General features: G+C 56.9%; 9 protein-coding genes. 3 read left to right on the plus strand and 6 right to left on the minus strand.

The window, feature by feature from the left end; genetic code table 11:
• The 4 genes from ABWP81_RS03415 to xseB all read right to left on the minus strand — a co-directional run.
• Window positions 1-503 (minus strand): TRAP transporter substrate-binding protein (locus ABWP81_RS03415; protein ID WP_502905507.1); only part of this gene is annotated, 503 nt, incomplete at its 3' end.
• A gap of 176 nt (window positions 504-679) precedes the next feature.
• A complete protein-coding gene (gene dxs / locus ABWP81_RS03420; RefSeq protein ID WP_353139441.1) occupies window positions 680-2,536 on the minus strand; it encodes a 1-deoxy-D-xylulose-5-phosphate synthase in 1,857 nt (618 codons plus the stop codon).
• A gap of 6 nt (window positions 2,537-2,542) precedes the next feature.
• On the minus strand, window positions 2,543-3,463 hold the full coding sequence (locus tag ABWP81_RS03425) for a polyprenyl synthetase family protein (protein WP_353139538.1): 921 nt from the start codon (window positions 3,461-3,463) through the stop codon (window positions 2,543-2,545).
• 8 nt (window positions 3,464-3,471) lie between these two features.
• Complete coding sequence (xseB, locus tag ABWP81_RS03430) at window positions 3,472-3,717, minus strand: exodeoxyribonuclease VII small subunit (RefSeq protein WP_353139541.1); 246 nt, start codon at window positions 3,715-3,717, stop codon at window positions 3,472-3,474.
• Between the two features lie 164 nt (window positions 3,718-3,881).
• Between xseB and ABWP81_RS03435 the strand changes: the two genes are divergently transcribed.
• Genes ABWP81_RS03435 through ABWP81_RS03445 form a run of 3 tightly spaced genes read left to right on the plus strand, consistent with a single transcriptional unit; the run spans window position 3,882 to window position 6,809 of the window.
• A complete protein-coding gene (locus tag ABWP81_RS03435) occupies window positions 3,882-5,012 on the plus strand; it encodes an aromatic ring-hydroxylating oxygenase subunit alpha (protein ID WP_353139444.1) in 1,131 nt (376 codons plus the stop codon).
• 9 nt (window positions 5,013-5,021) lie between these two features.
• Window positions 5,022-5,918, plus strand: a complete 897-nt coding sequence (locus ABWP81_RS03440) for a DMT family transporter (RefSeq protein WP_353139447.1) — start codon at window positions 5,022-5,024, stop codon at window positions 5,916-5,918.
• A gap of 12 nt (window positions 5,919-5,930) precedes the next feature.
• Window positions 5,931-6,809 carry a sulfurtransferase gene (locus ABWP81_RS03445; protein WP_353139450.1) on the plus strand — a complete coding sequence of 293 codons (879 nt, stop codon included), beginning with the start codon at window positions 5,931-5,933 and terminating at the stop codon, window positions 6,807-6,809.
• On the opposite strand, the gene ABWP81_RS03450 is transcribed toward ABWP81_RS03445, so the two are convergent.
• Window positions 6,806-7,603: a ZIP family metal transporter gene (locus ABWP81_RS03450; RefSeq protein WP_353139453.1), complete on the minus strand. Its 798-nt coding sequence runs from the start codon at window positions 7,601-7,603 to the stop codon at window positions 6,806-6,808. The genes ABWP81_RS03445 and ABWP81_RS03450 overlap by 4 nt on opposite strands.
• A gap of 10 nt (window positions 7,604-7,613) precedes the next feature.
• Window positions 7,614-10,403 (minus strand): DNA polymerase I, encoded by a 2,790-nt coding sequence (polA, locus tag ABWP81_RS03455; protein ID WP_353139456.1) that lies wholly within the window; start codon window positions 10,401-10,403, stop codon window positions 7,614-7,616.
• Between the last annotated feature and the right edge of the window lie 16 nt (window positions 10,404-10,419).

Here is a 10,419-nt window from a genome sequence, read left to right on the forward strand (position 1 = left end):
ACCGATTTAATTTCTTTGCGGAACCAACCACCCATTTGCGCACCTGTGTTGCCGCCTGGGAAGTTCACCATGTTGTACTTGGCGTAGAACTCGCGCATCAGCTTCATGCCGTTGCCTTCGTACATCCAAGCGGTCATTTGGCGACTGTTCAAACCGAAAGGAATGGCACAACCCAAAGCAAAGGTCTCGTCCTTACCGAAGAAGTAGTAAGGGGCTGTGTGGGCCATTTCGATGGAGCCTTGCTGCACACCGTCTACCACGCCAAAAGCAGGCATGATTTCGCCAGGTGCATGCACAGAGATTTCAAACTTGCCTCCCGACATGGCTTTGACAGCCTTGGCAAACGTGTCAGATGCACCGTGGATGGTGTCGAGCGCTTTAGGAAAGCTCGAAGCCAAGCGCCAACGAACGTTGGCCTGCTGTTGTGCATGCACTGCGGGGGCTGCACCAGCAGCCAAAATACCTGCAATACCTGCGTTTTTAATGACGGAACGACGGTCCATTTGAGACTCCCTTGAGTTGTTAAAACAAATCCTGAAAGTGCGCACTATTGACGGCACGAACCTTCAGAGATGGGGCATTGTATGCAGGTGTAAATGCCTCTAGACGCACGGGTTTACCCCCGAAGAACTTGTATTTCAAAATTCTTTTAGGGGGCTGAAATTACTTCAATAAAAAGTTAATTCAAAAGCGTTGCAAAACGCTTGCTGATGGACGCTTGAATGCCAGTCGCATCCAACCCCAACTCGGCCAGCAACTGCGCATGGTCGCCGTGCTCGGTAAATACATCACCCATGCCCAACACCAACACGGGTTTGACTTGCTGCAAATCTTGCAATGCTTCCAATACCGCAGAGCCTGCGCCGCCAAAGATGGCACCTTCTTCCACCGTGACCAAGGCATCGTGCGTGGACGCAATTTTGGCCAGCAGCTCGGTGTCGAGTGGCTTGGCCCATCGCATATTCACCACGGTGGCGTTGAGGGCCTCACCCGCTTTGAGTGCGGGATACAGCAGCGTACCAAAGGCGAGGATGGCAATGCGCTTGCCTTCGCGTCGCACCTCGCCTTTACCAAAAGGCAAGGCTAGCAGGCCAGGCTGCACAGGCACGCCCACACCTGCGCCGCGGGGGTAACGCACCGCCACGCAATGGTCTTGTTGGTAAGCGGTAGTTAGCAACTGGCGGCATTCGTTTTCGTCCGCAGGGCAAGCCATGCTGACGTTGGGAATGCATCGCATGAACGGGATGTCATACAAGCCCGCATGGGTAGCGCCATCGGCCCCCACAAGGCCAGCGCGGTCCAGCGCCAGCACCATGGGTAACTTTTGCAGCGCCACATCGTGGATCACTTGGTCATACGCACGCTGTAAGAAGGTGGAGTAAATCGCCACCACAGGTTTCAGTCCCTCACAAGCCAAGCCAGCGGCAAACGTGACAGCGTGTTGCTCGGCAATGCCCACGTCGTGATAGCGCTCAGGGAAACGTTTGTGAAACGTCACCATGCCAGAGCCTTCGCGCATGGCAGGCGTGATGCCCACCAGCAATGGGTCTTGCTCAGCCATGTCGCAAAGCCATTGACCAAACACTTGGGTGAACGTGGTTTTGGCCACGGTGGCAGAAGGCACCAAGCCCACGGCAGGGTCAAACTTGCCAGGGCCGTGGTAAGCCACGGGGTCGGCCTCGGCCAATTGGTAGCCTTGGCCTTTTTTGGTCACCACATGTAAGAACTGCGGACCTTCTAGGTGCTTGATGTTTTCAAGCGTGGGGATGAGTGAATCGAGGTCATGTCCATCAATGGGGCCGATGTAGTTGAAACCAAATTTTTCAAACAAAGTGGCCGGCACCACCATGCCTTTGGCGTGCTCTTCAAAGCGCTTGGCTAACTCGAACAAGGGCGGTGCGCCTTTGAGCACTTGCTTGCCCACCTCTTTGGCGGTCGCGTAAAACTTACCACTCATCAACTGCGCCAAGTAACGATTGAGTGCGCCCACGGGCGGGCTGATGGACATGTCGTTGTCGTTCAAGATGACGAGCAGCTTAGAGGTAGACACCCCGCCGTTGTTCAAGGCTTCAAAGGCCATGCCTGCCGTCATCGCGCCATCGCCGATCACGGCAATGGCGTGGCGCTGTTCGCCTTTTTGCTGGGCGGCAATGGCCATGCCCAAAGCGGCCGAAATGCTGGTGGATGAGTGTGCGGTGCCAAAGGCGTCGTATTCGCTTTCGTCACGGCGCGGGAAACCACTCAGGCCATGGCGTTGACGCAGCGTGCCCATTTGGTCACGGCGGCCCGTCAAAATTTTGTGAGGATACGTTTGGTGACCTACGTCCCACACGATACGGTCGTGCGGCGTGTTGAACACATAGTGCAGAGCCACGGTCAGTTCCACCGTGCCGAGGTTGGAGCTCAGGTGGCCACCAGTTTTGGCCACGCTGTTGAGCACGAAGGATCGCAATTCATCAGCCAGCGCTGGCAACTGTTGGCGCGGTAGAGTTCGCAGATCAGCGGGTGATTGGATGGTTTGCAACAATTTAGGCATGTGTGTTCACGTGTTCCGGTTCACCACGCGCTCGGCCAAAGCGGCCAGCGTGTGGGTGTGCGTCAAGCCAGTGCTGCGCAGCGCTTCGAGCGCCTCGTTGAGCAAAGACTGCGCGTAAGACTTGGCCTCTTCCAAACCCAACAACGACACGTAGGTGGGTTTGTCATTGGCAGCGTCTTTGCCTGCGGTTTTACCAAGCGTGGCTGAATCGGCGGTGACATCCAAAATATCGTCGACCACCTGAAATGCCAAGCCCAATGCTTCGCCATAACGTCTCAACCCACTCAAGGCCTGAGGCGTGGCGTCTCCACACGCAGCGCCCATCATGACGCTGCCCTCTAGCAACGCCCCTGTTTTCAGTCGGTGCATGTGGCGCAGCTGGTCTTCACTCAACGCCGTGCCCACGCTGGCCAAATCAATGGCTTGACCACCGGCCATGCCCGCATGTCCTGCGGCGCTCGCCAGCAAACGACATAAGCGCGCCTGCACACCATCAGAAATAGCCGAGGCATCAGGCGTGAGAAATTCAAAGGCCAAGGCCTGTAAGGCATCGCCTGCCAACAAGGCCTGTGCTTCGCCAAACTGCACATGCACGGTTGGCTTGCCACGGCGCAACACATCGTTGTCCATGCAAGGCATGTCGTCGTGCACCAGCGAATAAGCGTGAATCAACTCCACCGCGCATGCGGCTCGCAAAGCAGCTTCGTCTAACGCAGCGTCTTTCGTGCCGTGAGCCACTGCCTCACGCGCTGCCAACGCCAACAAAGGGCGCAAGCGTTTGCCGCCATCCAGCACGGCGTAACGCATGGCTTCACCTAACCCAGCAGGGGCTTGCGGGCTGATCCAACTCGACAAGGCAGCCTCAACGGTAGCCAAGCCGTGGTTGCTCCATTGGTCAAGTTCTGCGGGCGTCATGGCGTGGGGCATGGAGATGCTCACGTGGGTGTCCAAGTCTTCAAAGCGCCGTTGTCGAGCACCTTGATCTGCTGCTCCACGGCGTCCAACTGAGCGCGGCAGTGGCTCAAAAGCGTTGCGCCACGTTGGTAGCCCGATAACAAATCGGCCAAGGGCAACTGTCCCGACTCCATCTGTTGCACCAATCCTTCCAGCTCTTTCACAGCGGCCTCGTAACAGATCGGTACTGTGTCTGCGTCGCTTGGGGTGGTTTTAGCCTTGGGCATGGTGCGTAAATATCCGTGATTGAGGTCTATCAAATAGCGTGCCATTTTAGGCCGCATACGGCCCACCTCACAGCCCTTGGGTACAATACATCTCCCTGATTGATCATCTGGTCAATATATTTTTCACATCTCTCCCTGTGGGGGGTCTTTAGGTCAGGTCACCCATGTCTGATTTAAGTCTTCAACTGCAGCAGGCGCACAGCCAACTACCAGTTACCAGTTATTTCGATGAAGCGCTTTTTCAGCGCGAACTGGAGACCATCTTTCAGCAAGGGCCCCGTTATGTGGGCCATCAGCTTGCCGTGCCCAATGTGGGCGATTACTACGCTTTGCCGCATGAAAGCGAAGGGCGCGCGCTTGTGCGATCAGCCCAAGGCGTCGAATTAGTCTCCAATGTCTGCCGCCACCGCCAGGCGGTGATGCTCAAGGGCCGTGGTTCACTTGACACCCAAGCCCCAGGCTCTGCAGGCGGCAACATCGTGTGCCCATTGCACCGCTGGACTTACGCCCCCTCAGGCAAACTTCTGGGTGCGCCCCACTTTTCGCAAGACCCGTGTCTCAACCTGAACAACTACAAACTGCGTGAGTGGAACGGCTTGCTGTTTGAAGACAACGGCGTAGACATCGATGCCGACTTGGCCAATATGGGTCCCCGCGCGGCACTGGATTTCACAGGCTTTGCCCTTGATCGCATTGAGCTGCACACGTGCAACTACAACTGGAAAACCTTCATCGAGGTCTACCTAGAGGACTACCACGTAGGCCCCTTCCACCCAGGTCTTGGTCAGTTTGTGACCTGCGATGACCTGAGCTGGGAATTTAAAGACAACTACTCGGTGCAAACGGTGGGGGTGTCGCAAGGCTTTGGCAAACCCGGCTCGCCCACCTACCAAATCTGGCACGACATGCTGTTGAAATACCGCAATGGCGAGTTGCCCGAACGCGGTGCCATTTGGCTCACCTACTACCCACACATCATGGTGGAGTGGTACCCGCATGTGCTGACGGTCTCCACCCTGCATCCCATCAGCCCCACCCAAACGCTGAACATGGTGGAGTTTTATTACCCCGAAGAAATCGTGGCCTTCGAGCGCGAATTTGTCGAGGCTCAGCAAGCCGCCTATATGGAAACCTGCATCGAGGACGACGAAATTGCAGAGCGCATGGACGCCGGTCGTAAAGCCTTGATGGACCGCGGCGACAACGAAGTCGGCCCCTACCAAAGCCCCATGGAAGACGGCATGCAGCATTTCCACGAGTGGTATCGCGGCAAGCTCAACTTCACGCAACGCTAAGCCGACTCAATGCAAGCTCTGTGGATGCTGCTGGGTGCCGCCTTCTTTGCCACCATGGGGGTTTGCGTCAAGTTTGGTTCGGAACATTTCAATTCAGCTGAGTTGGTGTTCTACCGAGGCGTGGTGGGCTTGGTGTTTTTAGCCATCATTGCCAAGCAACAAAAAGTTTCTCTGCGCACAAAGTACCCAGGTATGCACCTGTGGCGCTCGTTCATTGGCGTGTCGTCCCTCAGCGCATGGTTTTATGCCATTGCCCATTTGCCACTGGCCACCGCGATGACACTCAACTACATGAGCAGCGTGTGGATTGCGGCCTTCATCGTGGGCGGATCGCTGGTCAACTGGAATCCGCAAGACGGTCGCAGCGCTTGGTCACAAGGTCCACTGGCGATGAGCGTGATTGCCGGGTTTGCAGGGGTGGTGATGATGCTGCGCCCTACCGTGGAACAAAACCAAATTTTTGCTGGCCTCATCGGTTTGATGTCGGGATTTGGCGCTGCCTTTGCCTACATGCAGGTCATGGCGCTGGGCCGCTTGGGCGAGCCTGCGGCACGCACCGTGTTTTACTTTGCCATTGGCACGTCGGTGGCGGGGCTGATTGGCATGGCCGTTGCTGGTGTCTCTGAATGGAACTGGCAGCATGCCGTGTGGCTGTTGCCTGTGGGCGTGTTTGCCTCACTGGGTCAGTTGTGCATGACACGCGCCTATAGCCAAGGCGCCACTCTGGTGGTGGCCAACTTGCAATACTCGGGCATAGTGTTTGCCGCACTGTACAGTTTGCTGCTGTTTGGAGACGACATTCCCCTCATCGGTTGGGCTGGCATGGCACTCATCGTGGTCAGCGGCATGACCGCCACCTTGCTGCGCGCTCGTGCAGCCCCCAACGCGCCTGCAGAAGAACACTGAAAGGAAAACCCCATGTTCACCACACTCATTTCTGTTGCACAACTTCAAGCCTTGCAAGCCAACGGCACACCCTTGGCGGTGTTTGACTGCACCTTCGATTTGATGAACCCGTCTAAGGGACATGTGCAGTATGTCGAACAACACATCGCGGGCGCACAACACGCCGACTTAGACCAGCACCTCGCCACGCACGACGCTGACAAGCGCGTGAACAGTGGCCGCCACCCACTGCCCCAGCGCGAGGTGTTTGCCTCATGGCTGCAAAGCGTGGGCATGAACCAGGACACCCAAGTGGTGGTGTATGACCGGAACGGCATGAACTACTGTGGCCGCTTGTGGTGGATGCTTAAGTGGTGCGGCCATGATGCTGTGGCCGTGCTTGATGGTGGTCTGCAGGCATGGGTGGCTGCGGGGGGTACTGTCGTTTCAAACCAAGACAATGCGCCTAACGAAACCGTGCACGAATCAGGCAACTTTGAGCTCCATGAACCACTGCTGAAATTAGTGGACACCGCCACCGTGTCTACGCGGCTAAATAGCGACGCACAAACCCTCGTCGACGCACGCAGCGCAACGCGCTACCGTGGCGAGGCCGAGCCATTCGACCCCGTGGCGGGCCACATTCCTGGCGCACTTAACCGCCCGTTCAACAGCAACCTCAACGCACAAGGCTTCTTCAAAAGCGCAGATGAACTGCGTGCTGAATTTGCCATCTTGCTAGGTAACGCCAAACCCGAAACCGTGGTGCACCACTGCGGCAGTGGCGTGAGTGCGGTGCCCAATATTCTGGCCATGGAAGTGGCGGGCTTAGGCCGCACTGGCCTGTATGCAGGCAGTTGGAGCGAGTGGTGCAACACGCCTGGACTACCCTGCGAAAAATCCGGAACCTAGTGCTGAGCCCACTCGCCCAAAGCAACAACGAGGGCGATGCCTGCAAACAACCAGGCGACTTGGGCGGCAGTTTCTCGTGGGCTTAAACGCTTTTGCAATTGTGGAATCAAGTCGGCCAGCGCCACATAGATAAAGCTGCTGGCGGCCACCACCAAAAAGAAGGGCAGGTACTCGTGCAAGGCACCTACGAGTAAATAGCCCACCACGCCTCCAATAGCTGTCACGCCACCTGCGAGGCTGAGCCTAAACAACGCCGCACGCGAATTGTTGAGCGACTGTCGCAACACCACCAGATCGCCTACATGGTGCGGCACTTCGTGAGCCATTACCGCCAAGGCTGCAGCCACGCCTAAACGTGGATCAGCCACAAAGGCCGCAGCAATCAAAATGCCATCACCAAAGGCGTGCACGCTGTCGCCCAACAACACCGCCCAGCCACCACTGTGGTGGTTGTGGTCGTGATGGTGGTGGTCTGCGTGGCCATGCGAATGGGCATGGCCCTGCCCATGTTCATGCCCGTGATGCCAAAGCTCGGCCTTGTCCAGTAAAAAGAAAAACACCAAGCCCACCAACAACACGGCAAACAAAGCATGGGCTGAAACCCCCGTCTCGACAGAAAGCTCAAACGCCTCGGGCAACAAACGCATAAATGCTGTAGCAAGCAAAGCACCTGCTGCAAGGCTGAGTAAATGTTGGGTAAAACGCGACAGCAACGCATAAGCCAACAAGGCCGCCAGCCACACACTGCCCACGCCGGCAACTAAGGTGCCGACAAAAATTGAAATCAAGGTCATGGGTGGATTATCAATGCGCCTTATCCCAGTTAGGCCCAACGCCAACTTCAGCCAACAACGGCACTTTCAGCTTAGCTACCTCAGCCATCAGGTGTGGCACTTCGGTGCGCACCCAGTCCACCTCTGACTCGGGGACTTCAAATACCAGTTCGTCATGCACTTGCATGATGACTTTGGTTTGGTGTTGTTGCTCGTCAATGGCGTGTTGCACGGCCACCATGCTTAGCTTGATAAGGTCGGCGGCTGTGCCTTGCATGGGTGCGTTAATCGCGGCGCGCTCTGCACCTGCACGGCGTGGGCCGTTGGGGCTGTTGATTTCGGGCAAGTACAAGCGGCGGCCAAACACGGTTTGTACATAGCCTTGCGCTTTGGCTTGTTCGCGTGTGTCGTCCATGTAGCGCTTGACGCCAGCAAAGCGTTCGAAGTAACGGGTGATGTAGTTCTTAGCCGCGCTGTTGTCAATGCTCAGCGCTTTAGCCAAACCAAACGCGCTCATACCGTAAATGAGACCAAAGTTAATGACCTTGGCATAGCGGCGCTGCTCGGTGCTGACTGCATCCACGCCCACGCCAAAAACTTCAGCTGCGGTGGCGCGGTGCACGTCTAAGCCATCATGGAAAGCTTTGACCAAGGCCTCGTCCCCACTGATGTGCGCCATGATGCGCAGCTCGATCTGGCTGTAGTCGGCACTGGCTATCACGCAGCCCGCAGAGGCCACAAATGCTTCGCGAACTTTGCGCCCCTCTGCTGTGCGAATAGGGATGTTCTGCAAGTTGGGGTCGTTGCTAGACAAGCGGCCCGTCACGGCCACGGCTTGGGCATAGTGGGTGTGCACGCGGCCTGTGCGTGGGTGGGCCATAAGAGCTAGCTTGTCGGTGTAGGTGCCTTTGAGTTTGCTAAGGCTACGGTGCTCCAAAATTTTGGCAGGCAGTGGGTAGTCTTCGGCCAATTTATCCAGCACTTCTTCGTCGGTGCTGCGTGCGCCCGTAGCGGTTTTTTTGATGACGGGCAAACCCAGTTTGTCAAAGAAGATTTCGCCCAGTTGCTTAGGGCTGGCCAAGTTAAACGGCTGACCTGCAATGTCATACGCTTCGGTTTCTAGCTGCACGATGCGTTGACCCAGCGCATGGCTTTGTGCGGCGAGTGTGGGTGCGTCAATCAACACGCCGTTGCGCTCGATGCGATACAGCGCTTCGCTGCTTTGAATTTCTAGGTCGTAAGTGAAGCGCAGTTTGTCATCGGCTTGCAAACGCGGCCACAGCACTTGGTGCACGTCTAGCGTCATGTCTGAGTCTTCACACGAGTATTCGGTGGCACGCGCCACGTCCACTTGCGAGAACGAAATTTGGTGCGCACCTTTGCCACACAGGTCTTCGTAGTTCAGCCCTTTGCGGCCCACATGGCGCTCGGCCAAGCTAGCTAGGCCATGAGGCTTGTGCACTTCCAACACATAGCTTTGCAGCATGGTGTCGTGCGCGTAGCCCTTCACCTCAATGCCGTGGTTGGCCATGACATGGCGGTCGTATTTGATGTGTTGGCCGAGCTTGTGGATAGCCGGGTTTTCAAACCAAGGCTTGAGCTTGGCGAGCACTTCGGTGATGGGCAGCTGCGTGGGCGCATCGCCATAGCTGTGGGTCAGCGGGATGTAGCAAGCCTCGCCAGGCTTGACCGAAAAGCTCAAGCCCACAATCTCGGCGCGCATGGCGTCAAGCGATGTGGTCTCGGTGTCAAACGCCACCAGCTCGGCGGCTTGCAGCTTGGCCAGCCAGGTGTCGAACATGGCCCAGTCCAACACGCAGTCGTAATGCTTGTCGGTCACGACAGACACCACAGCCTCGGGTTCGTCAAACAGGCTGGGGTTGGGTTCAAACTTGGGTCTAGCTTCTTTGTCGCCTGCCGCACTGCTTGAATCCTTGCCTTCGCTGATGGCGCGGGCCAAACCTTTGAAGCCATAGGTTTCGTAAAAGGTTTGGAGTGAGGGCTTGTCGGGCTCGGCCAAGTGCAACGCATCGAGTACGGGTAAGTTGGGCACAAAGGCGGACAAATCGCAATCGGTTTTCATGGTCACCAGCTGGCGACCTTTAGGCAGCCATTCAACGGATTGACGCAAGTTCTCGCCCGCCACGCCTTTGATGGCGCTGGCGTTTTGCATCAAGTTGTCGAGCGAGCCGTATTCCATCAGCCACTTGGCTGCAGTCTTAGGGCCGACCTTGGCCACGCCGGGCACGTTGTCTACCGTGTCGCCCACCAAAGTTTGGTAATCGATCATCAGCGAAGGCGGCACGCCAAACTCTGCGGTCACACCGGCCACGTCGCGCTTCTTGCCGTTCATGGTGTCCATGATGGTGATGTGTTCGTTCACCAACTGGCTCAAGTCTTTGTCGCCGCTGGACACCACCACGGTAATGCCTTGCTTGGCCGCAGTGACGGCCAAGGTGGCGATCACATCATCGGCTTCGACACCCGGCACATCCAACACCGTCCAGCCGAGCATGCGTACCATGGCGTGGATGGGCTCGATTTGCGAGCGCAAATCATCAGGCATGGGTGAGCGGTTGGCTTTGTACGCGGGGTACATCTCGTCGCGGAAGGTGGGGCCTTTGGCGTCAAACACGCAAGCGGCCAACTGGGTGGGCACTTCTTTGCGCAGGGCCTGCATCATGTTGATCATGCCGCGAATGGCGCCTGTGGCGGCGCTGGTTGGGTCGCCTGGCACAGCTCGAAGGTCAGGCATAGCATGGAAGGCGCGGTATAGGTAGCTGGAGCCGTCGACCAGTAGCAATGTTTTGGATTCACTCATAGGTTGTGATTGTGCC

The sequence above is a fragment of the Limnohabitans sp. genome (assembly GCF_040401135.1).
GTDB lineage: Bacteria > Pseudomonadota > Gammaproteobacteria > Burkholderiales > Burkholderiaceae_C > Limnohabitans.

Coding starts and splice junctions, on each gene's coding strand:
- dxs (WP_353139441.1), bottom strand. CDS start 2,536: ATGCCTAAATTGTTGCAAACCATCCAATCACCCGCTGATCTGCGAACT.
- ABWP81_RS03425 (WP_353139538.1), bottom strand. CDS start 3,463: ATGCCCCACGCCATGACGCCCGCAGAACTTGACCAATGGAGCAACCAC.
- xseB (WP_353139541.1), bottom strand. CDS start 3,717: ATGCCCAAGGCTAAAACCACCCCAAGCGACGCAGACACAGTACCGATC.
- ABWP81_RS03435 (WP_353139444.1), top strand. CDS start 3,882: ATGTCTGATTTAAGTCTTCAACTGCAGCAGGCGCACAGCCAACTACCA.
- ABWP81_RS03440 (WP_353139447.1), top strand. CDS start 5,022: ATGCAAGCTCTGTGGATGCTGCTGGGTGCCGCCTTCTTTGCCACCATG.
- ABWP81_RS03445 (WP_353139450.1), top strand. CDS start 5,931: ATGTTCACCACACTCATTTCTGTTGCACAACTTCAAGCCTTGCAAGCC.
- ABWP81_RS03450 (WP_353139453.1), bottom strand. CDS start 7,603: ATGACCTTGATTTCAATTTTTGTCGGCACCTTAGTTGCCGGCGTGGGC.
- polA (WP_353139456.1), bottom strand. CDS start 10,403: ATGAGTGAATCCAAAACATTGCTACTGGTCGACGGCTCCAGCTACCTA.